Here is a 21,032-nt window from a genome sequence, read left to right on the forward strand (position 1 = left end):
TGACCCGCCGGGTCCGCCGCGCCGACCACCGGGGCGACGACCGCCGACCACCGGGCGTACGACCACCGGGACGGCCCGTACCGCCACCGGACGGCCGGTACCAGAATGGGCGGCATGGATCTCCGCGTCTTCACCGAACCCCAGCAGGGTGCGAGCTACGACACCCTCCTCAAGGTCGCCCGCACCGCCGAGGAGCTCGGTGCCTTCAGCGCCTTCTTCCGTTCCGACCACTACCAGAGGATGGGCGACGTCGACGGCCTGCCCGGGCCCACCGACGCCTGGATCACCCTGGCCGGCCTCGCCCGTGAGACCAGCACCATCCGCCTGGGCACCCTGATGACCGCCGCCACCTTCCGGCTGCCAGGCGTCACCGCGATCCAGGTCGCCCAGGTGGACGCGATGAGCGGCGGCCGGGTCGAGTTCGGCCTCGGCGCCGGCTGGTACGAGGCCGAGCACACCGCCTACGGCATCCCCTTCCCCAAGGAGAGGTTCGGGCGGCTGGAGGAGCAGCTGGAGATCATCACCGGGCTGTGGAACACCCGGCTCGGCGACACCTTCGACTTCGCCGGGCAGTACTACACGCTGACCGACTCGCCCGCGCTGCCCAAGCCCGCCCAGGAGCGCATCCCGGTGCTGGTCGGCGGGCTCGGCCCCCGGCGCACCCCGGCCCTGGCCGCCCGCTTCGCGGACGAGTTCAACCTGCCGTTCGCCTCGGCGGAGGACACCGCCGCCCAGTTCGGCCGGGTCTGTGCCGCGGTCGAGCGGACCGGCCGCTCGGCCGACGACCTCACCTACTCCAACGCCCTGGTGGCCTGCGTCGGCCGCGACGACGCCGAGGTGGCCCGCCGGGCCGCCGCGATCGGCCGCGACGTGGCGGAGCTGAAGGAGAACGGCCTGGCCGGCACCCCGGACGAGGTGGCCGAGAGGATCGGCCGGTACGCGGCCGTCGGCAGCGAGCGGATCTACCTCCAGATCCTCGACCTGGACGACCTCGACCACCTGGAGCTGATCGCCTCCCGGGTCGCCCCGCAGCTGGGCTGAGACCCGGCGCCGGCCCGGGCCCTGCTCCGGCCCGGGCCGTCCGTGCCCGCTCCACCGGTCGCCCTTTACTCGCTCTTGGGAATGCGCCATGCTCCTTGAGCGGGGAACGGCGGGGGGAGACCGGGTGAGCGGGACGAGAACGGCGCGGGCGACGGTGGTGCCGAGGGTGCCGTCGCCGCGCACCGAGGGGGAGCGGGTCGTGCTGGCCGTGCCGCACGAGCCGCCCGCCCTGCACGAGCTGCGCGGGCCGGGACCGGCGGCCCTGCGCTATCCGGCCGGGGACCTGCTGGTGGTCACCGGCCTGCCCGGCAGCGGCAAGAGCACCCTGATGCGCCGCTGCGTCCGCGCCCCGCTGATCGACTCCCAGCTGGTCCGCGAGGAGTACGCCGACCGGCTGCCCGGCTTCGTCCCGTACGCGCTCTACCGCCCGCTCGCCCGGCTCGCCCACTACCGGCGGCTGCGCCGCGCCGTGCTGGACGGCGGGCCGCTCGCGGTGCACGACTGCGGCACCCAGCCCTGGGTGCGGGCGTGGCTGGTGCGCGCGGCCGTCCGGCAGGGCCGCCGGGTGCACCTGCTGCTGCTCGACGCCGACCCGGCGGAGGCCCTGGACGGTCAACGGCGGCGCCGGCGCGGAGTCTCGCGCTACGCCTTCGCCCGGCACCTGGCCGCGGTCGACCGGCTGCGCGGCCGGATCCTCGAAGCCGGCCGGCTGCCGGCCGGCTGTGCGTCGGCCGTGGTACTCGACCGGGCGGCCGCGCGCGCCCTGCGGGAGATCGACTTCACGGCGTCGTAGTCTCGGCGGGTCCGTGCCGGGCACCGGCGGGTCCGGCCGGGGCAGGCCCGGGGCGCGGCCGAGACTCCGTCAACTCCCCTGTCAGGAGCGCAGATGCGCCGTACTGCCCGGGGGCGCTCGCGTGCCCCCCGCCTGTTCCCCTGTGCCGCCGCGCTGGTCGCCGCGGCCGGTCTGAGCCAGTTCGCCGCACCGGCCGTGCACCGCGGGGCCGCCCCGGTTCCGGCAGCCGCCCTCGCTCCGGCCGCCGTGTGCGCGGACGGCGCCGCTGTGGACGGCGTCGCTGTGGGCGGTGCCGATGTGGCCGCTGCCGATACGGCCGGTGCCGGCGGTGCCGCGGCCCGCCGGCCGGCCGGCGGCAGGCCGGGGCGGGACCCGAACGAGGTCAGCGCCGAGGAGGCCGGGGCGATGCAGGCCGACCTCGACGGGCGGCTCGCCGAACTCGGCGGCGGCCGGGTCAGGGCCACCGCCCCGACCACCGTCCCGGTCTTCGTCCACGTGATCCACGACGGCGACGCCGGGCGGCTGGACCAGGCCGCCGTCGCCGGCCAGATCGACCACCTCAACGAGAGTTACGGCGGCCAGGGCGAGGGCAACGCCCCGAGCCCGTTCCACTTCGAACTGGCCGGCACCGACTGGACCGACAACGCCTCCTGGTACAACGGCATGACGCCGGAATCGTCCGCCGAGCAGGCGATGAAGACAGCCCTGCGCAAGGGCGACCAGGGCACCCTCAACCTGTACACCGCCCACCTCGGCGAGTCCCTGCTCGGCTGGTCGACCTTCCCGAACGCGTACCGGACGAACCCGACCGACGACGGCGTGGTCGTGCTCGACGCCTCCCTGCCGGGCGGCACCGCCACCCACTACGACGAGGGCGACACCGCGACCCACGAGACCGGCCACTGGCTCGGCCTCTTCCACACCTTCCAGGGCGGCTGCCGGGCCCCGGGCGACTACGTGGACGACACCCCGCCCGAGCGCTCCGCCGCCTCCGGCTGCCCCGAGGGCCGCGACACCTGCCCCAGCCCCGGGCTCGACCCGATCCACGACTTCATGGACTACAGCTACGACTCCTGCATGACCCGCTTCACCCCGGGACAGGTCAAGCGGATGGCCAACGCCTGGGCCGCATACCGGAGTTGACCGGGCGGGAAACCCGGAGGAAGCACCTCCCGGCGGGCTCAGCAGTGGATGACGAGGTAGAGCAGCGACTGGCCGCCGGAGGCGCGGAACTCGTACGCCCAGTACGCCTCGGCGGAGCAGGCCCGCAGCCAGGCCTCCGCGCGCTCCTCGGCGGTGAGCAGCGCGGGCACGAAGCGGCCGGGGGAGACCTCGTCCAGCCGGCCCGCCAGGCCCAGCGCCATCTCGTCGGCGGCGACCGCCAGCCGCCGGGCCAGCCGCCGGTCCACCGGGCCGCGGGCCGGTCGCCAGTAGCGGCCCCCGGCGTCCAGGAAGCCGCCGGAGGCGAGCGGATCGTGAAGCTCCCGCTGCTCGCTCTCCCCGTCCTTCGGCGGCAGTGCGGCCAGGACCTCGGCGAAGCCGCCGGAACGGCGGCGGGGCTTGCTCGGCATCCGGGCATCATCCCAGCTCCAAGCGGCCCGCCGCGCTGGAATTGAATGCCGGAGGCGCCTCCGGCGTGGCAGATACCGATTGTTTGTCCGATTTGATCTATGTTCGGAGGGTCGGGACCGATCAGGAGCAACCGAAGGAGCAAGGCATGAGCGCCAATCCCCGGATCGTCGTCGGCGTGGACGGCTCGCCCGCCTCGGAGCAGGCGCTGCGCTGGGCGATCGACTACGCGAAGGCCGTCGGCGGAGCCGTCCACGCGATCGCCGCCTGGGAGTACCCGGCCTTCTACGGCTGGGCCGGGCAGGGCGTGCCGACCGTCGAGACCTTCAACCCCGAGGAGCTCGCCGGCCAGACCCTCACCGAGACCATCGCCAAGGTGGCCGGTGACGACGCGGGCGTGCGGATCACCGAGAGCGTGATGCCCGGCAACGCCGCCCAGGTGCTGCTGGAGGCCGCCAAGGGCGCGGCCCTGCTCGTCGTCGGCAGCCGGGGCCTCGGCGGCTTCTCCGGCGTGCTGCTCGGCTCGGTCAGCCGCCACCTCACCGAGCACGCGCCCTGCCCGGTGGTCGTGGTGCGCGAGGGCCAGTCCGCCCCGGAACACTCGGAGTAGTAGCTGAGGGGCCGGTGAGCCGCAGGGCCGCCACGCGGACCAGAATGGAGACATGCCAGAAGGTGACTCCGTCTACCGCGTGGCGGCCCACTTGCACGAGGCCCTCGCCGGACAGCTGCTGACCAGCGCCGACCTGCGGGTGCCCGCGCACGCCACCGCCGACCTCGCCGGCCGCCGGGTGCTGGAGGTCGCCCCGCGCGGCAAGCACCTGCTCGCCCGCTTCGAGGGCGGTCTCACTCTCCACACCCACTTGCGGATGGACGGCCGCTGGGAGGTCTACCGCCCCGGCGAGCCGTGGACCGGAGGCCCCGCCTGGCAGATCCGCGCCGTCCTCGGCACCGACCAGGGCACCGCCGTCGGCTACCGGCTGCCCGTCGTGGAACTGCTGCGCACCACCGACGAGCGGCGGATCGTCGGCCACCTCGGCCCGGATCTGCTCGGCCCCGACTGGGACCCGGTCGAGGCCGTCCGCCGGCTCCTCGCCCGCCCGGGCCGCCCGGTCGTCGAGGCCCTGCTCGACCAGCGCAACCTCGCCGGGATCGGCAACGTCTACGCCAACGAGCTGTGCTTCGTGGCGGGCGTGACGCCGTGGACCGAGGTCGGCGAACTCCCGTACCCAGACCGGCTGGTGGCGCGGGCCCGGCAGATGCTGGAGGCCAACAAGCTGCGCCCGGGCCACATCACCACCGGCGACACCAGGCCCGGCTACCAGCACTGGGTCTACGGCCGGGCAGGGCGGCCCTGCCCGCGCTGTGTCACCCCCGTGACGACCGGGCGTCAGGGCTCGCCGCCGCGCGACCGGGCGGTGTTCTGGTGCCCGTACTGCCAGCGCGGCCCGGCCCCGGAGGTCACGTCCGCTCGACCAGGGCGGGGTGGCGCGGGTCGTCCACCCGGACGGTGACGTCGGCGGCCTCGGCGGGGACGGTCTCCGTCTCGTAGCGGGCGAACGCGGGCAGCGTCCACCGCTGGTCGGCGGGGGTGCGGCGGGCCAGTGCGGCCGGGGTGAGGGCCAGGTGGACGGTCAGCTCCAGCGGCAGCCAGCGGCCGAGCAGCAGGGCGCCGTCCAGCAACAGCACGCCGCCGGGCGGGAGTTCGGCGTACGGGGCGCGGGTCGAGCGGTCGGTGACCGGATCGCGCAGGGAGGGCAGCACCCGGCCGCTGCCGTCCGGCTCCAGCGGGTCGAGGACCTCGCGGGCCAGGGCGCCGTCGTCCAGCCAGAGGTCGTGGAAGGCGTCCGCGTCGTGGTGGCCGTACTCCAGCCGGATCGAGGCCGGGCGCAGGAAGTCCGCCGCCGAGACCCGTATCGTCGGGTGGCCGCGCAGCCGCAGCGGCTCCACCAGGGCGTCGGCGAGCGCCTCGGGGCGGGCCGCCGCCGCGCCGTCCACGGCCACCCGCAGCCGGCGGGCGCCCGCGTCGGGCAGCGCGGCGATGCGGTCGGCGAGCAGCTCGGCCAGCTTGTCGGGGGAGATCGGGCGTACCTGCATCGGGCCATCCTGCCGTGCGCGGGGCGGCCCGTGCAGCGGGATTCGTGCGCCGTCGAGCGCGTCGGCCCCGGCGCCGGTGCTCCCCGTGCGGTGGTCCCGGCGCGGTGGTGTCAGTGCAGCGGGAGCGCGTGCAGGATGTCGTCGTGGCCGGCGTACAGGCGCTCCGCGTCGGCGGCGAGGGTCCACACGTCCCGGCCGGGGCCCGAGTCGCGGAAGTTCCAGCGCAGCTTCCCCGTCGCGGTGTCGATCGCACTGACCCCGCCGACCGCCGTACCGGGCACGAACAGCGTGCCGCCCGCGACCAGCGGCCGGCTGCGGCGGTCCAGCGTGTACGGGAGCCGGCAGGTCCACAGCACGGCGCCGGTGGCCGCGTCGTGGCCGGTGACGATGCCGTGGTCGCGCGGGACGTACACCCGGGGGCCGTCGGGGACGGGCGGCAGCGCCCGCCAGGACTCGCCGCGGGCGGGGGAGTACGTCCAGCCCGGCTCCCCGTCGGCGCGCAGCGCGCGGACTCCGCCGGTGCCGTCGGGCACGTGGACGTTCGCCGGTCCGGTGGCGCACCAGCGCAGGTCCTCGTCGCCGGGGGCGGTCCACAGCTCGCGGCCGTCGGCGGCGTTCCTGACGACCAGCTGGGGGCGGTTGCCGAGGAAGCGGACGCAGGCCAGGCGGTTGCCGCCGGTGCTGGTGGCGGGGGTGACCGGCTGCTCCTCGCGCTCGGTGCGGATGGACCAGAGGAAGGAGCGGTCGGCGGCCCGCAGGGCGAAGATCCGGTTCTCCGGCGGGGTGTCCTCGCCGTGCGGGAGGCCCCAGGAGTAGCCGTAGAGGACGCCGCGGTCGTAGCCGGCCAGCTTGGTGGTCTGGCCCTGGAGCTCGTCGGGCAGCGGCAGGCTCCAGTCGGCGGCCGGGTCGGTGAAGTGGCGGGCCTCGACGTGGCCCTCGTAGGTGGCCGCGTAGAGGCGGTCGGGGCCGATCGCCACCTTGCCGAGCATGTCGAGGTCGCTGGGCCAGTCCCGGAGGGGCGGGGGGTCGAAGACCAGCAGCCGGGCGGCGGTGCCCTGGGTCGGGTCGAGCACCTGGAGGCCGGCCTTGGACAGGTACACCGGGCGGTCCGGCGGGTCGACCAGGCGTTCGGGCATCATCGCCTCGGGCCCGCGGTAGGTCCACAGCGGCGTCGGCCCGGACAGGGCGGTCGGCTGCGGCCTGGTCGGCCCCGGCGTGGGGAGGGCCCCGCCCCCGCCCGAACGGCCGAACGCCCAGACGGCCCCGCCCGCCGCGAGCGCCCCGGCTCCGAACAGCAGCCCGCGTCGGCTGGGACGCCGGCGCTCGCCGCCGCCCGTGATCACGTCCTCGGAAGCCTCGCCGCCGTCCGTCGCCTCGTCCCACTGCCACGACGTCTCGCGCGCCGGACCCGTGGACGACGATGACTGCATGCGGCTCTCGCTTCCCCACCGGCGGCCCCGCGCCGCCACCCGCCCGGAGGATACCGAACAGGCAGCGATGCGTACGAAACGGTGGTAGGGGAGGAACGACGGGGACCGCGCCTCTCCTCTCTCTCCTCACCTCTTCGGCGGGTGGTCCGCCAGCTCGGCGAGGACGTCGGCGTGACAGGGGAGCGGGGCGCACCAGCAGCCGAGGCGGTGGCCGCGCAGCGGGGGGACGAGGTCGAGCAGGTCGGGGCGGGCGAGCAGGTACGCGCGGTACTCGACCACCATCTCCTCGCGGGTGAGGTCGGGCCCCGGTCGGTACGGGCAGTGCAGCGGCGACTCGGCGAGGTGCCAGCCGCCGCGGTGCATCGCGCGGCCGACGTAGACGACGTCCTCGTAGCCGGTGTCGTCGCGGTGGCCCTTGAGGTTGACCACGGTGGTGCGGCGGGATTCGCTCGGCATGCCGTCCATGCTGGTGCAGGCCGGGCCCCGGGGCAGCTCGGGGCCCGGCCTGGCCCGGGCTCCGGCCGGGGCGCCGTACGCCCCCGGTGGGTGGGGCCGGGCGGCGACTTTCGTCGGCGCGGGAGGGCGACGAAGGAGGACGGCGGGCACCTGGGTCCGGCGGATAGCCTCGACGGGTGGAAGCGATCGCGCGGGCCTGGGACACGGCGGTACGGACGGCACTGCCGGGGCCCTGGCGGCCCCGGCGGGTGGTCGGCGAGGCGGTGCTCGCCCTGGTGATGGGCGGCTTCGCCGCCCTGCTGGAACTGATCACCCGCTCCGGCCTGGCGGTGCCCTTCGGTCTCGCCGTCATGGTGCTGTTCGTCCTGCGCAAGGGGCTGCCGGCTCCCGTGCTGCTGGTCACCGCGGCCCTCGCCGGCTGGGCGGCCGGCCCGATGCCGCTGCTGGTCTGCGCGGGCTGGACGGCCGGGGCGCGGATCCGCCGGGTCTGGTCGCTGGTCGGTGCCTTCGTCGTGGGCTGGGTGCTGTTCACCATGACGGGCGTGCTCAAGGAGGCCGCCTCCCTCTCGCCGAAGCTGGTCCTCGGTCTGTCGCTCGGCTTCTTCCTGCTGGTCGCCGTGCTGCCCGGGCTCTACGGCCGCTACCGGGCGCAGCGGCGCGCCCTGCTGGACGCGCTGCGCGAGCGCAACGAGCAGCTGGTGCGCGAGCGGGTCATGGTGGTGCACCAGGCGCGGCTGCGCGAGCGGCACCGGATCGCCCAGGACATGCACGACAGCCTGGGCCACCAGCTGGCGCTGATCTCGGTGCACTCGGGCGCGCTGGAGGTGGACCGCACGCTCACCGACCGGCAGCGCGAGGCGGTCGGGGTGCTCCGGCAGGCGGCGGTGGCGGCGATGCGCGAGCTGCGCGAGGTGGTCGGCGTGCTGCACGACGAGTCGACGGCGGTGCCGCCCGCCACCGGGGTGGCCGCAGGGGTGTCGGGCCGGGGCGGGGTGGACGGGGTCGAGGGGCTGGTGGAGTCCTCCCGGGCGGCCGGGGCGGAGATCGGGCTCAGGCGGGAGGGCGAGCGGCGCCCGCTGCCGGCCGCCGTCGACCACGCGGCGTACCGGATCGTGCAGGAGGCGCTCACCAACGCGCACAAGCACGCCCCCGGCGCGTCGATCGGGGTCGCGCTCCGGTACGAGCCGGACGCGCTGGTGGTGGAGGTGACCAACGGTCGCGCGCCGGAGCTGGTGGGCGCGCGCACCGGCGCGGGCGCGGCGGTCAGCGGCGGGCAGGGGCTGACCGGCCTGCGGGAGCGCGCCCGGCTGGTCGGCGGGATGGTGCACGCCGGGCCCACTCCGGCGCAGGGCTTCCGGCTGGCGGCCGTCCTGCCGTACGAAGGGGCCGAGCAGGACGGGGCGGCCGGGCCGGCCGGGGCCGAGGACTGGATGCCGGAAGGCCTGACGCCCGCAGAGGAGGGGCATCGGCGGCGCAGCCCCGCGCTGGGCTGTGCCATCGGGGTGGGCACCGTCGCGCTGACGGTGCTCGGCCTGCTGGTCTGGGGCGTGGTCGCCTTCGTCCAGGGCACCAACGACGCCAGCGTGGCGAAGCCGATGTTCGATCAGATCAAGGTCGGCACCGCCGAGGCGGAGGTGCTGCGCACGCTGCCGCGCGGCAACGACTTCTTCACCGACACCTACAAGGGGAGCGGTCCCGAGGTGCCGGCGGGCGCGCACTGCCGCTGGTACGGCCTGGACGGTGTGCCCGGTTCCGGCTGGAACGAGGAGCACGTGGCGCGATTCTGCTTCCGGGACGGGGTGCTGGTGGACAAACAGGAGTACGTGATGAGGGGCTGAGTGCCCCCGTGCGCGGGCGGGTGCTCCGGCCCGGGCGGGCCGGGCCGGTTTCGGACCGTGGCGGTCCGGATCGGGGCGGTTCCGAACGGTCCGGCCGGGATGTGAGGATGGTGCCGCAGCCGAAGCACCGTTCGAGGGGAATGACCAGCGTGATCCGAGTCCTCGTCGCCGACGACGAGCCGCTGATCCGGGCCGGGATCAGGATGATCCTGGGCTCCGCCGCCGACATCGAGGTGGTCGCGGAGGCCGCCGACGGCCGGGAGGCGCTGGAACTCGCGCGGGCGCACCGGGTGGACGTGGTGCTGCTGGACATCCAGATGCCGGTGATGGACGGGCTGACGGCGCTCGGGGAGCTGGCGAGGGCCGTTCCCGGCGCGCGGGCGTTGATCCTCACCACCTTCGGGGAGCGCGAGAACGTCCTGCGCGCCGTGACCGAGGGCGGGGCCGGCTTCCTGCTCAAGGACACCGCGCCGAACGAGCTGATCCAGGCCGTCCGGGCGGCGGCGGGCGGGAACGCCTTCCTGTCCCCGGCCGCCACCCGGCACATCGTCGACTCGCTGGCCTCCGGGCGCAGCGCCTCGCTGGCGGCCCGCAGCGTGGCGGCGCGGCGTCGGCTGGAGGTGCTCACCGGGCGCGAGTCGGAGGTGTTGGCGCTGCTCGGGGAAGGTCTGTCCAACGCCGACGCGGGGGCGCGGATCCACATGAGCGAGGCGACGGTGAAGACCTACGTCAGCCGGATCCTGGCCAAGCTGGGCTGCGAGAACCGGGTCCAGGCGGCGCTGCTGGCGCGGGACGCGGAGCTCGACGGCCGCCACTGAGGGTGCTCTTCCGGTAGCGGTACGTGGTGAGTGTGGCGGATGCCACTCGACGGCGCCGCGGAACGGGGAACTCCGGGTGCGATGGTGACGGTGCGTCAGTTGACGGTTCCTCCGCGTGGAGGGTGCGCCGGCTTTCTCGGATGGACGGGTGTGAGCGAGGGCACGGAATATGACCATTTGATCTTGAAAATTCAGTCAAAGCTGGTCAAATCGCATGCAGCTTCTAGATCGATACCGCCGGTAACAGTCAACTGACCTGCGACGTCCAAGAATTGCTTGCTGCGTCCGGGTGATGCCCCTAGCTTCATTGGCGGCGCACCGAGCGCCACCCGGGTTCACCCCGAGGCACTGCCCGCCGACTGACCCACGGCGCGAGGGCGGTGTCCGCCGACCAGGCCGGCTCGAACAGGCCGTCGGCGTGCGGGGGTGACCGGGGCGGCACGGCACGTCCGACACGTGCCCGGCCGCCGTCGAGTGAGGTGAGCGAAAGACTGCCGGCCCATGTCCCGGGCCTGGTTCCGCCTGCCCGCCCGGGGCTCGTCGAGAGGACCTGTATGAAACCCCGTCACGAGACCGCCGCTGCCACCGAGACCACCGCCACCACCAAGCGCAACCGCGTACGGATGGCGGTCGTCGCGGGCGCCGCCGTCGCGGCCCTGCCGGTGGCCGGCCTCGTCACGGCCACCTCGGCCTCCGCCGCCACCGGCTCGACCTGGGACACCGTCGCCCAGTGCGAGAGCGGCGGGAACTGGAGCACCAGCACCGGCAACGGCTTCCAGGGCGGGCTCCAGTTCAGCCCGTCCACCTGGGCCGCGTACGGCGGGACCGCGTACGCCTCCCAGGCCCACAAGGCGACGAAGGAGCAGCAGATCGCCGTCGCGGAGAAGGTCCTCGCCTCGCAGGGTCCGGGCGCCTGGCCGGTCTGCTCGCAGAAGGCGGGTCTGGGCAAGGGCGGTGCTCCGGCGGCCGCCCCCTCGAACACCAAGGCGGCCAAGCCCGCCCCGAAGGCGGCGCAGCCTGCCGCCAGGCCCGCCGCGAAGCCCGTGGTCAAGCCTGCCGCCGCACCGGCGGCCAAGCAGCAGGCGCCCAAGGGGCAGCCCTCGGCCAAGCCCGCGCAGTCCGCGCCGGTCGCCCCGAAGAACACCGCGGGCGGCGACTACACGGTCAGGAGCGGCGACACCCTGAGCGACATCGCGGCCAAGTTCGGTACCGACACCGACAGCCTCTACCGGAAGAACGTGCGCACCATCGGCGGCGACCCGGACCTGATCTTCCCGGGCCAGGCGCTGACGGTTTGAGCGTCTGTCGCCTGAGCACCTGAGCACCTGACCGTCTGGCGGGACGCCGCCTGACGGAGCCCGGTCGACCGGCCGAGCGGCCGTCCCTGCCCCCCGGGGGGCGGCCGCTCCGGCCGGTCCCGGCGTGTTCCCCCGGAGCCGGACCCGCTCCCGTGCCGTTCCCGTGCCGTTTCCGGTACGGGAGCGGCCGTTTCCGCTGCCGGTAGGGTCGGCTGATGGTCAGACTGATCGGCGACAGCGAGCTCACCGCCTCCTCGGTGGTGGCCAACAGCACGATGAACCGCGAGCGCGGGCTCACCGGGGTGAACAGCTACGCCCGCGAGCTGGGCTTCGACCCGCTCGACCGGCTGGCGGAGCACGGCGGCACGGCTCCCGGGTGGCTGGACCTGTGCAGCGGCGAGGGCAGGGCCCTGGTGGAGGCGGCGCGGCGGTCGGCCCCGGGACCGCCGTCGGCCGCGGCCCGGTGGCCGGACGTGGAGCTGACCGGGGTGGACCTGGTCGGTCCGCCGGCCCCACCGCCGGACGCGGCCGCCCTGCCGCACCTGAGGCTGGTCACGGCGGCGGTCGCGGACTGGGTGCCGGAGCGGTCCTACGACCTGATCACCTGTGTGCACGGGCTGCACTACCTCGGGGACCAGCTCGGCGCGATCGCCCGTGCCGCCTCCTGGCTGACCCCTGAGGGCCGGTTCGCCGCGCACTTCGACCCGGAGTCGGTGCGCCGGCCGGACGGCTCCGGTGCGGCCCGCGCGGTGGTGGCGGCGCTGCGGGCGGCCGGGTTCGAGTACCGGGCGCGTCGGCACCTGCTGCTCCTGGACGGCGGACGACCGGTCGTACTGCCCTTCGAGTACGTCGGAGCCGATCCGGCGTCCGGGCCGAACTACACGGGGCAGCCCGCGGTCGGGTCGTACTACCGGTAGACGGCGCGCGCGCCGGGGTGCGGTGGCTTTCCGGGGGCTCGGTGGGGCTCGCCGGGGCCTTCAGGGAGTTGGTTGAACGTTGAACTCAACGTCCGAATACCGCCGGAGGTTTGAAACGCCTCGGACCAGGATCGAGTCATGTCCGAGATCGGAACGAGGAGTTCTGGAGATATGACGATGAACGGTGCGGCGGTGCGTGACGGCCTCGAGGGCGTCGGCGGCCTGGACGGCAAGGTGGCCCTGGTGACCGGCGGCAGTCGGGGGATCGGGGCGGCGGTCGCCCTGCGGCTGGCCGAGGACGGCGCCGACGTGGTGGTGACCTACCAGGGCGGTGCGGAGCGGGCCGAGGAGGTCGCCGCGAAGATCACCGCGATGGGGCGGAAGGGCTGGGCCGTACGGGCGGACAGCGCCGACCCGCAGGCGGTGCGGGCCGCGGTCGAGGCCGTCGTCGAGCGGTTCGGGAGGCTGGACGTCCTGGTGAACAACGCGGGCGTCGGCGCTGTCGGCCCGATCGGCGACTACCCGCTGGAGGAGGTCGACCGGGTGCTGGAGGTGAACGTCCGGGCCCCCTTCCTGTACGCCCAGGCGGCCTCCGTCCACCTGGCGGAGGGCGGGCGGATCGTCAACGTCGGCAGCTGCATCGCCCAGCGCGTCGCCTTCCCCGGCGCCACCCTGTACGCGACCAGCAAGGCCGCGCTGATCGGCCTGACCAAGGCGCTGGCCAGGGAACTCGGGCCGCGCGGGATCACCGCCAACCTGGTCCACCCGGGGCCGATCGACACCGACATGAACCCGGCCGACGGCACCTCGGCGGAGTTCCAGAGCGGGCTCACCGCGCTCGGCCGCTACGGCACCGGCGCGGAGGTCGCGGCCGCCGTCGCCTACCTGGCGGGTGCGGACGGCCGGTACGTGACCGGCGCCGAGCTGGCGGTGGACGGCGGCTTCGCCGCCTGACAGCCGGTGGCACTGGTGGCACCAGAGGCCCCGGTGCCACCGGTGGCGGTGGGCCCGGTGTCGCGCCGGGCGGTGGTGGGCGTCCGCGCTTACGATCGCCCGGCACGACCCGTGCCCCCGCACCGGGACCCAGGACCGAGAGGTGTGCCATGACCACAGCGGACGACCCGATCGAGCTGCTCGCCAGGGCCCTCGCCCAGACCGCCGGGCTGATCGACGGCACCGGCGTCGAACTCGCGGCCCACCCGACGCCCTGCCGCACCTGGGACGTCGGCGACCTGGTCAGCCACCTCCTGCACGACCTGCGGCAGTTCACCGTACGGGCGGAGGGCGGGCAGCCGGACTGGTCGCAGCCCTTCGAACGGGTCGAGGAGGACTGGCTGCACGCCTTCGAGGCCGGAGCGGAGGGACTGGTCGGCGCCTGGCGCGCGGCCGGCGACCTCTCGGGAACCCTGGCGCTCCCCGGCGGCGGCAGCCTGCCGGCCCGTTTCCCCGTGGACCAGCAGATCGCCGAATTCGCCGTCCACGGCTGGGACCTGGCCCACGCCACCGGCCAGTCCACCGAGGGCCTGGACCACGAGGTCGCGCTCGCCGCCCTCGCCTGGGCGGCCGGCGCGCTCAAACCCGAGTACCGCGGCGCGGAGGAGGAGCAGCACGCCTTCGGCCCCGCCGTCACCGTCCCCGAGGACGCCCCGGCGTACGACCGGCTCGCCGCCTTCTTCGGCCGCGACCCGCAGGCCGGCCCGACCGGCTAGCCGGCTACGCGTGGCTCCAGTGGAACTCGATCTCGGGGTGGCGCGGTGACGGGCCGTCGAGGAGCGGGGCGGGGCGGTCGCGCAGGAAGCGGTCGGCGAAGGCCAGGACGTAGGCGCGGGTGAGCGCGGTGGCGCGGGCCGGGGCGATGGTGCCGAGGAGAGAGGCGTAGGCGCCGGCGGGGAGGTGGTCGGCGAGGTGGCCGGGGGCGGCGGTGTGCGGCAGGTCGGTGAAGCTGAGGTGGCCCGCGCCGAGGGTGCGCAGCTGGCGGCCCCAGGCGTGGTGGTGCTCGCGCCAGCGCTGCCAGGTGTCGTGGTCGTCGAGCGCGGTGAGCAGCAGGAACGGCCGGTCCAGCCCGAGTTCGGGGACGGGCGAGCCGAACAGGCCGCCGTCGAGGTCGAGGCCGATCCGCAGGCGCGGGTCCTGGCGCAGCGCCTCGGCGGCCGTGGCGCCCCCCATGGAGTGGCCGAGCACGCCGATCCGGTCCGGGTCGACCCGGAACGGCAGCCGGCAGCCGGTCAGTTCGCCGGTGACGAAGCGCAGGTCGGCGACCCGCACGGCGATCTCCTCGCGTTCGGCGGCGTCCCAGTCCGGCGGGTTCTCCGGCAGGACGCTGCGCACCAGCCGGCCGTCCGGGAACTCGACGGCGGCGGCGTCGTAGGTGTGGTCGACGGACGCGACGAGGTAGCCGTGCGCGGCCAGCTCCTCGGCCAGCGCGGTGCAGTTGCTGCGCCCGCCCGTGCGGCCGTGCCCGAGCAGCAGCAGGGGGAGCGGGCCCGGGTGGACGGGTGCGCCGGCGCGGGCGGTGGGGCGGACCCGGGTGAGGGTGCCGGGATCCAGCGGCAGGTTCTGCTCGATCGCGGCCGCGACCCGGGGGGTGATGTACGGCGCGCGGGGCCGGCCGGCGGTGCCGCGCGCCGGATACCAGAACTGCACCATCAGTTCGCGCGGTGCCGGGACGGGCGCGAACGGGTCGGGGCGGTCGCGGTCGACCAGGTGCAGGGTCGTGGTGCCGACCGGGCGCCCGACGGTGGGTGCGGGCAGGTCGATGGTGCGCGGCGGGGCGGCGTGGACGGGACCGGCGGGCAGCAGGGCGGCGGCCCCGCCCAGGCCCGCGAGGGCGAGCAGTGAACGGCGCCTGATCATGCGTCATCCTCGCGCGGCTCGGCGACTGGGGTCCGGTCAGCCTAGGTGGTCCGGACCGGTGTGGCCAGGGTTCCGAGCGACGGAGTGGGGCAGGGCCCGGTCAGTGCGCCCGCCGGGCGGCGGCCTGCTTGATCGCCTCGCGGATGCGCGGGTAGCTGCCGCAGCGGCAGATGTTCTGGATCTGGTCGATGTCCGCGTCGGTCGGGTTCGGGGTGCGGCGCAGCAGGGCGACGGCGGTCATGATCTGGCCCGGCTGGCAGAAGCCGCACTGGGCGACGTCGCAGGAGAGCCAGGCCTCCTGGACCGGGTGCAGGACCTCGCCGTCGGCCAGGCCCTCGATGGTGGTGACGGTGCGGCCCGCGCAGTCCTTGACGGACCGGGTGCAGGGCTGGAACTCCCGGCCGTCCAGGTGGCTGGTGCAGGCCCGGCAGACGCCCACCCCGCAGCCGTACTTGGGGCCGGTGACACCGAGCTTGTCGCGCAGCACCCAGAGCAGCGGCATGTCGTCCGGGGCCTCGACGGTGACGGGCTGCCCGTTGAGGACGAAGGTGTGGCTCGGCATGGGGAGTCGGGATTCCTCGGCTGGTGGTCGGAAGGCGATGGAGGGTCGGAAGGCGGCTGGTGGTCAGAGGGCGGCGGACGGTCAGAAGTTGATCGGGAAGGAGCGCGGGCTGGTGCCGGTCGCGCGGGCGTAGGCGTTGGCGACGGCGGCGGAGGCGGCCGGGACGCCGAGTTCGCCGGCGCCGCCCGGCGGTCCGCTCGGCGGCATCAGGTGGATCTCCACCACCGGCGGGGTGTGCCGCTGCCGGGCGTAGTGGAAGTCGCCGTAACTCCCTTCCCGGAAGGCGCCGTTGTCGAGATGGTTGCCGGCCTGGAGGATCACCGAGATGCCGTCGACCAGGGCGCCGGTCAGCTGGGCCTCCAGGCCCTTGGGGTTGATCACCCGGCCGACGTCGGCGACGATGACGGCCTTGGTGACCCGGGGGTTGGCCCGGTCGGTGGCGTCGAGTTCGACCAGGTAGGCGGCGGTGGAGTTGTTCTCGTCGTGGTAGCCGATGCCCTGGGCCAGGCCGGGGGGCATCGGGCGGCCCCAGTCGCCCCTCCTGGCGAGTTCGTCGAGCACGGCCCGCCCGGCGGCGCCGCGCAGCCGGGCGCGGCGGAAGGCCAGTTCGTCCTGGCCCATCCGGCGGGCGACCTCGTCCACCATGATCTCGTCGGAGACCCGGACGGTGCCCGAGTAGACCGAGCGCCAGCTGCCGGTGTGCAGATCCAGCGGCAGCTCGGCGAGCAGCTGGGTGGGCACGCCGACGTCGTACGGGATCCTCTCGGTGAGCAGGAAGAACAGTTCGGAGGCGGTGAGCCCGGCCAGTGGGAGGTTGTAGCCGGCCGCGGTGAGCATGTCGCCGAGGCCGTGTCCGAGGTCGGTCCGGACACCGGCCATGTGGTGCTCCCAGCTGAAGACCCGGCCGAGGCCGTAGGTGGCCCGGACCAGGTGGTGGCTGGCCGGGCGCATCCGGCCGTGGCGCATGTCGTCGTTGCGGGTCCACATCAGCTTGACCGGGCGGCCCGCGGCCTTGGAGACCTGGGCGGCCTCCAGGGCGGCGTCGAAGAACAGCCGGCGGCCGAACGAGCCGCCGCCGCGCACCACGTGGACGGTGACGGCCTCCTCGGGCAGTCCGAGTTCGGCGGCGATGGTCCCCTGGGCGAGGATCGGGCTCTGCGAGGCGAACCACAGCTCGGCGCGGTTGGGCCGGACGTCGGCGACGGCGGTGAGCACCTCCATCGGGGCGTGGTTGACGAAGGCGAAGTCGAACTCCCCTTCCACGCGGTGGGAGAGCAGCGGTGGCGGCGGGGACGGCAGGTGGGCGGCGCGCAGCCGGGACCGTACGTCGGCGTCGGACAGGCCCGCGACCGGGCCCGGGTTCCAGGTGGTGCGCAGCGCGTCGCGGCCCTTGAGCGCCTGGTCGAAGGTCTCGGCGAGGACGGCGACGCCGGTGGGGATCCGCACCACGCCGAGCACTCCGGGCATGGCGCGGGCGACGGAGGCGTCCAGTGACTTGAGGGTGCCGTTGACGGTGGGCGGGCGGGCGACCACGGTGGGCACGGCGCCCCGGATCCGGAGGTCCCCGGCGTACGTGGCGCGGCCGGTGACGATGTCGCGGGCGTCGATCCGGCCGGTCGGCCTGCCCACCAGGCGCAGCTGCTCGGGGGACTTGGGGAAGGAGGGTACGGCGGGTGTGGTGACGCCGGCCGCCCGGGTGGCGAGGCCGCCGTAGCCGAGCCGGCGGCCGTCGGGGGCGAGGACGGCGGAGTCGGCGGTGCGCAGGGTGGTCGCGGGAACGTTCCAGCGCTCGGCGGCGGCGGTCACCAGCCGGGCCCGGGCGGCGGCGGCCGCGGCGCGCACCGGGTCGTACAGCGCGCGGATCGAGGTGGAGCCGCCGGTCAGCTGGTTGAAGCAGAGTTCGGGGCGGGAGTCGGAGAGCGGGACGTCGACGTCGGAGAGCCGGGCGTCCAGCTCCTCGGCGACGATCATGGCGATCGCGGTGGTGAGTCCCTGGCCGACCTCAAGCCGGGGTAGGTGCAGCACGGCGCGTCCGGCGGTGGTGACTTCGAGGACCAGCAGGTGGGAGGTGGGCAGCCCGGCGATGATCATCGCGTCGCCGAGGTCGACGATGTCCGGGATGCCGGGCAGGCCGATCAGCTGCTGGGGAAGGGCGGTCTCGCGGGCCGGTGCGGCGGCCCGGGCCGGGGACGGCACGGTGGCCCCGGCCGGGGTCGGGGCGGCGGCCCGCGCGGTGGCGGGCGCGGCGGCGTCGAGGCCCAGGCGGGCGGCGATGGTGAGGGTGGGCGCGGCCAGCAGGTAGGTGAGGAAGCGTCGGCGGCGGGTGGGGCCGTCCGTGGCCCGGACGTCCGGATCGTCGGCGCTGCTCGGGGGGTTCGGAGTGCCAGGAGTGCCAGGAGTGCCAGGGGTGTTCGGGGCGTCCGTCGGGGAGTGGGCGCGAGGGCGTCCGGCGTCGCCCGGCCGGCCGGTGGAGTCGGAGGGGGCGATGAAGGTGCTGATGGGAGAAACCCTTCGAGCCGGAGGCGGCGACGGATCGGGCGGGCGCGGCGGCCCCGGCCCGGTGCCGGATCGCGAACGCCGTCGAGCATAAAAGGGCGCTACTGACGGGTCAACACGGTCAAAGTTGGCCCCTGGTCTGCCCGATCGCGCTTCCCCGGCGTTCCGCGCGGGCGGAGTCGGAGCGGGTACGGACGGCGCTTCGGAGGCGCGGGCGGGGCCGGTTCCGGACCGTCCCGAGGGGCTCGGAGGCGCCAACTGGCGCCCCTCGCACGCGGGTTCATCGGTCGGTCGGCGGTGCGGCGGCGGATCGGATTGGCCCAGGAAATTCCTTGATCACTGGACCGGTCCACTGGGCCGGTTCCTCACTAGGGTGGGGCGTACCGGCGCGGGCGGTCGCGGAGACCGGCGCCGCGCGCCGCCCGTCCGGCGGTCGCGGGCAGGAGTGACGGACCGTGAAGACGTTTACGCAGGTGGACGCGTGCGGGTGAGCACCCGGCCGGACCGGGCCGTCACGCGGCGGGGCCGGGCGAGTACCCGGACGGACCGGGTGACCGTCCGGAGGGCCCGCCGCGTGGCCGCCCGAGAACGAGAGAAGGAGGAGGAGGGGCATGTCGACCGAACGAGCCGCCCGCTGGGGCGGCCTGCCGCCCGCCGGGCCCCAGCGGACCCTGGCCGCCGCCCAGTTGGCCGCCGCCGTGGGCGACGGTGCCTACTACACCTGCTCCGCGCTCTACTTCACCCGGGTGGTCGGGATGTCGCCGACCGCCCTCGGGCTCGGCCTCACCCTCGCCTGGGCACTGGGCTCCGTCGCGGGCGTCCCGCTCGGCCACCTCGCCGACCGGCGCGGCCCGCGCCGTACCGCGGTGGCGCTCGCGCTCGGCACGGCGGCCGTCGTCGCCGCCTTCCTGGTGATCCGCGGCTACCCGCTGTTCCTGCTCGCGGTCTGCCTCTACGCCACCGCGCAGTCCGGCCTGACCGCGAGCCGCCAGGCGCTGGTCGCCGCCCTGGTGCCGCCCGCGGAGCGGACCGCGCTGCTCGCCCACATCCAGTCGACCCTCAACGGGGGACTGGCCGTCGGCGCGGCGATCGGGGGCGTCGCGCTGAGCGTCGGCACCCGCACCGCGTACCTGGCGGCCTTCGCCGTCACCGCGCTCGGCTTCCTGATCGGCGCCCAGTTGCTGCGGCGGCTGCCGGAAGCGCCGCCCGTGCCGGGGGAGCCGGACGGCGGGCCGCGCCTGGCGGTGCTGCGCGACCGCAGGTACGCCGCCGTCACCGCGGTCAACGCCGTGCTGCTGCTGCGGATGCCGCTGCTCAGCCTGATCATCCCGCTCTGGATCGCCCAGCGCGCCCCCGGCGTCGGCTGGCTCGGCTCGGCGCTGTTCGTGCTCAACACCCTCGCGGTGCTGGCCTTCCAGGTCCGTGCGGCGCGCGGCGTCACCGGGCTCGGCCCGGCCGCCCGGGCGGTCCGCACGGCGGGACTGCTGCTGCTCGGCTCCTGCGCCGTCTTCGGACTGTCCGCGCTGGACGTGCCGGTCTGGGCGGTCGGCGCGCTGCTGGTCGCGGCCTCCGTGCTCCAGGTGGCCGGCGAGATGCGGCAGTCGGCGGGCAGCTGGCAGATCGCCTTCGACCTCGCCCCGCCCGGACGGACCGGCCAGTACCAGGGCTTCTTCGGCACCGGAGTCGCCGTCGCCCGCACCCTCGGGCCGCTGCTGCTCACCACGCTGCTGCTGGACGGGGGCCTGGCCGGCTGGCTGGTCCTGGGCGGGGTGTTCCTCGTGGCGGGGCACGCGATGGGGCCGGTCGCCCGCTGGGCGGCGCGGGACCGCGGTCACGCGGTGTCACCGGCGGTGGCGGTGGCAGCGGCGTCCTGACCCCGGGCCCCGCGGCGCCCGGGCCCATGGTGGCGGCCCCCCGTGGGCGGGCCGGAAACCCGGTGGCCCCGGCCCGCCGCCCGCTGGCATGCTGGCCGCGTGGACCGACCCCAGATCTGGCTCGACTTCGCCCCCGAACTGCACCTCTTCGTCTCCGCACCCCGGCGGGCCGGCCGTACCGTGCTGCGCACCGACGGCGCCTCCACCCTCGGCCACGTCGTCGAGTCCCTGGGCGTCCCGCTCACCGAGGTCGGCGGCCTGCTGGTGGACGGTCTGGCGGTGACCGACGCGCACGTGCCGGCCGACGGCGAGTCCATCGCCGTCCGGGCCGTCAGCAGGCCGCAGCCCTCGGCCGCCCCGCCGCGCTTCCTGCTGGACGTCCACCTCGGCACCCTCACCCGCCGGCTGCGCCTGCTCGGCGTGGACGCCGCGTACGAGAACCCCGACATCGGCGACGCCGCCCTCGCCGCCCGCTCCGCCGCCGAGCAGCGGATCATGCTCTCCCGCGACCGGGGCCTGCTGCGCCGCCGCGAACTGTGGGCCGGCGCCTACGTCTACAGCCACCGCCCCGCCGAACAGCTGCGCGACGTGCTCTCCCGCTTCGCCCCGCCGCTCGCGCCCTGGAGCCGCTGCACCACCTGCAACGGCATGCTGCGCCCGGCCACCAAGACCTCGGTGAGCGAGCAGCTGCGGGACGGCACCGAGCGCTCCTACGACGCCTTCGCCCAGTGCGCCGACTGCGGCCAGGCCTACTGGCGCGGTGCCCACCACGCCCGGCTGGAGGCGATCGTCACCGAGGCCGTACGCGACTTCGGCGACGGCGGGCCGCCGGCCGGCGACGCTCAGGCGCCGGCCGGAGACGGCCGGGCCCCGTCCGGAGAGGGTCAGGGCCAACTCGGGGTCGTCTCAGGGTAGTCAGCTCTGGCGGACGGCCGCGCGCCCGTGGTCCCATCGGCGGTGGGGGACGAGACCACGCTACTCGGTCGGACGAGA

General features: G+C 75.3%; 20 protein-coding genes. 13 read left to right on the forward strand and 7 right to left on the reverse strand.

Annotated features, from left to right (window positions below; genetic code table 11):
* The first annotated feature begins 114 nt into the window (after nt 1-114).
* From ACZ7C5_RS16370 to ACZ7C5_RS16380, 3 genes are all read left to right on the forward strand, one after another.
* Nucleotides 115-1,041 (forward strand): LLM class F420-dependent oxidoreductase, encoded by a 927-nt coding sequence (locus ACZ7C5_RS16370; RefSeq protein WP_470322793.1) that lies wholly within the window; start codon nt 115-117, stop codon nt 1,039-1,041.
* Between the two features lie 124 nt (nt 1,042-1,165).
* The gene (locus tag ACZ7C5_RS16375) at nt 1,166-1,834 is read left to right on the forward strand and encodes an AAA family ATPase (protein WP_470322794.1); all 669 of its coding nucleotides are present in this window, start codon (nt 1,166-1,168) and stop codon (nt 1,832-1,834) included.
* Nucleotides 1,835-1,927: 93 nt separating this feature from the next.
* Nucleotides 1,928-2,977, forward strand: a complete 1,050-nt coding sequence (locus ACZ7C5_RS16380; RefSeq protein ID WP_470322795.1) for a zinc metalloprotease — start codon at nt 1,928-1,930, stop codon at nt 2,975-2,977.
* 38 nt (nt 2,978-3,015) lie between these two features.
* Here ACZ7C5_RS16380 and ACZ7C5_RS16385 read toward each other — a convergent pair whose 3' ends face one another.
* Nucleotides 3,016-3,405, reverse strand: a complete 390-nt coding sequence (locus ACZ7C5_RS16385; RefSeq protein WP_470322796.1) for a hypothetical protein — start codon at nt 3,403-3,405, stop codon at nt 3,016-3,018.
* Between the two features lie 146 nt (nt 3,406-3,551).
* On the opposite strand from ACZ7C5_RS16385, the gene ACZ7C5_RS16390 reads away from it, so the two are divergent.
* A complete protein-coding gene (locus ACZ7C5_RS16390; RefSeq protein WP_401083817.1) occupies nt 3,552-4,013 on the forward strand; it encodes a universal stress protein in 462 nt (153 codons plus the stop codon).
* A 52-nt stretch (nt 4,014-4,065) separates the two neighbouring features.
* On the forward strand, nt 4,066-4,914 hold the full coding sequence (locus ACZ7C5_RS16395) for a DNA-formamidopyrimidine glycosylase family protein (RefSeq protein ID WP_401083819.1): 849 nt from the start codon (nt 4,066-4,068) through the stop codon (nt 4,912-4,914).
* Here ACZ7C5_RS16395 and ACZ7C5_RS16400 read toward each other — a convergent pair.
* The 3 genes from ACZ7C5_RS16400 to ACZ7C5_RS16410 form a co-directional block, all read right to left on the reverse strand.
* Nucleotides 4,862-5,497, reverse strand: coding sequence for a nucleoside/nucleotide kinase family protein (locus tag ACZ7C5_RS16400; RefSeq protein ID WP_401083821.1), 636 nt, complete (start codon nt 5,495-5,497; stop codon nt 4,862-4,864). The two genes, ACZ7C5_RS16395 and ACZ7C5_RS16400, sit on opposite strands and share 53 nt — an antisense overlap.
* Nucleotides 5,498-5,607: 110 nt before the next feature.
* A complete protein-coding gene (locus tag ACZ7C5_RS16405) occupies nt 5,608-6,927 on the reverse strand; it encodes an outer membrane protein assembly factor BamB family protein (RefSeq protein WP_470322797.1) in 1,320 nt (439 codons plus the stop codon).
* A 126-nt stretch (nt 6,928-7,053) separates the two neighbouring features.
* Nucleotides 7,054-7,383, reverse strand: a complete 330-nt coding sequence (locus tag ACZ7C5_RS16410; RefSeq protein WP_401083824.1) for a DUF4326 domain-containing protein — start codon at nt 7,381-7,383, stop codon at nt 7,054-7,056.
* Nucleotides 7,384-7,559: 176 nt separating this feature from the next.
* Between ACZ7C5_RS16410 and ACZ7C5_RS16415 the strand changes: the two genes are divergently transcribed.
* The 6 genes from ACZ7C5_RS16415 (at nt 7,560) to ACZ7C5_RS16440 (ending at nt 13,963) form a co-directional block, all read left to right on the forward strand.
* Nucleotides 7,560-9,221 carry a sensor histidine kinase gene (locus tag ACZ7C5_RS16415; RefSeq protein ID WP_401083826.1) on the forward strand — a complete coding sequence of 554 codons (1,662 nt, stop codon included), beginning with the start codon at nt 7,560-7,562 and terminating at the stop codon, nt 9,219-9,221.
* A gap of 149 nt (nt 9,222-9,370) precedes the next feature.
* Nucleotides 9,371-10,039, forward strand: coding sequence for a response regulator transcription factor (locus ACZ7C5_RS16420; protein WP_401084502.1), 669 nt, complete (start codon nt 9,371-9,373; stop codon nt 10,037-10,039).
* Between the two features lie 554 nt (nt 10,040-10,593).
* Entirely contained in the window at nt 10,594-11,337 is a 744-nt protein-coding gene (locus ACZ7C5_RS16425) for a transglycosylase family protein (RefSeq protein WP_470322798.1), read from the forward strand.
* A gap of 215 nt (nt 11,338-11,552) precedes the next feature.
* Complete coding sequence (locus ACZ7C5_RS16430; RefSeq protein WP_470322799.1) at nt 11,553-12,254, forward strand: class I SAM-dependent methyltransferase; 702 nt, start codon at nt 11,553-11,555, stop codon at nt 12,252-12,254.
* Between the two features lie 171 nt (nt 12,255-12,425).
* Complete coding sequence (locus tag ACZ7C5_RS16435) at nt 12,426-13,208, forward strand: SDR family NAD(P)-dependent oxidoreductase (protein ID WP_401083832.1); 783 nt, start codon at nt 12,426-12,428, stop codon at nt 13,206-13,208.
* A gap of 149 nt (nt 13,209-13,357) precedes the next feature.
* Complete coding sequence (locus tag ACZ7C5_RS16440; RefSeq protein WP_470322800.1) at nt 13,358-13,963, forward strand: TIGR03086 family metal-binding protein; 606 nt, start codon at nt 13,358-13,360, stop codon at nt 13,961-13,963.
* Nucleotides 13,964-13,967: 4 nt separating this feature from the next.
* On the opposite strand, the gene ACZ7C5_RS16445 is transcribed toward ACZ7C5_RS16440, so the two are convergent.
* The 3 genes from ACZ7C5_RS16445 to ACZ7C5_RS16455 all read right to left on the reverse strand — a co-directional run bounded on the left by ACZ7C5_RS16445 (nt 13,968) and on the right by ACZ7C5_RS16455 (nt 17,865).
* On the reverse strand, nt 13,968-15,107 hold the full coding sequence (locus ACZ7C5_RS16445; RefSeq protein ID WP_401083836.1) for an alpha/beta hydrolase family protein: 1,140 nt from the start codon (nt 15,105-15,107) through the stop codon (nt 13,968-13,970).
* A gap of 100 nt (nt 15,108-15,207) precedes the next feature.
* The gene (locus tag ACZ7C5_RS16450; RefSeq protein ID WP_401083838.1) at nt 15,208-15,669 is read right to left on the reverse strand and encodes a (2Fe-2S)-binding protein; all 462 of its coding nucleotides are present in this window, start codon (nt 15,667-15,669) and stop codon (nt 15,208-15,210) included.
* Nucleotides 15,670-15,750: 81 nt separating this feature from the next.
* Nucleotides 15,751-17,865, reverse strand: a complete 2,115-nt coding sequence (locus tag ACZ7C5_RS16455) for a xanthine dehydrogenase family protein molybdopterin-binding subunit (RefSeq protein ID WP_470322801.1) — start codon at nt 17,863-17,865, stop codon at nt 15,751-15,753.
* A gap of 911 nt (nt 17,866-18,776) precedes the next feature.
* Between ACZ7C5_RS16455 and ACZ7C5_RS16460 the strand changes: the two genes are divergently transcribed.
* Both ACZ7C5_RS16460 and ACZ7C5_RS16465 read left to right on the forward strand, forming a co-directional pair.
* Entirely contained in the window at nt 18,777-20,039 is a 1,263-nt protein-coding gene (locus ACZ7C5_RS16460; RefSeq protein ID WP_470322802.1) for an MFS transporter, read from the forward strand.
* A gap of 99 nt (nt 20,040-20,138) precedes the next feature.
* The gene (locus ACZ7C5_RS16465) at nt 20,139-20,954 is read left to right on the forward strand and encodes a Mut7-C RNAse domain-containing protein (RefSeq protein WP_401083844.1); all 816 of its coding nucleotides are present in this window, start codon (nt 20,139-20,141) and stop codon (nt 20,952-20,954) included.
* Nucleotides 20,955-21,032: the final 78 nt, after the last annotated feature.

The sequence above is a fragment of the Kitasatospora sp. NPDC036993 genome, from assembly GCF_055607525.1.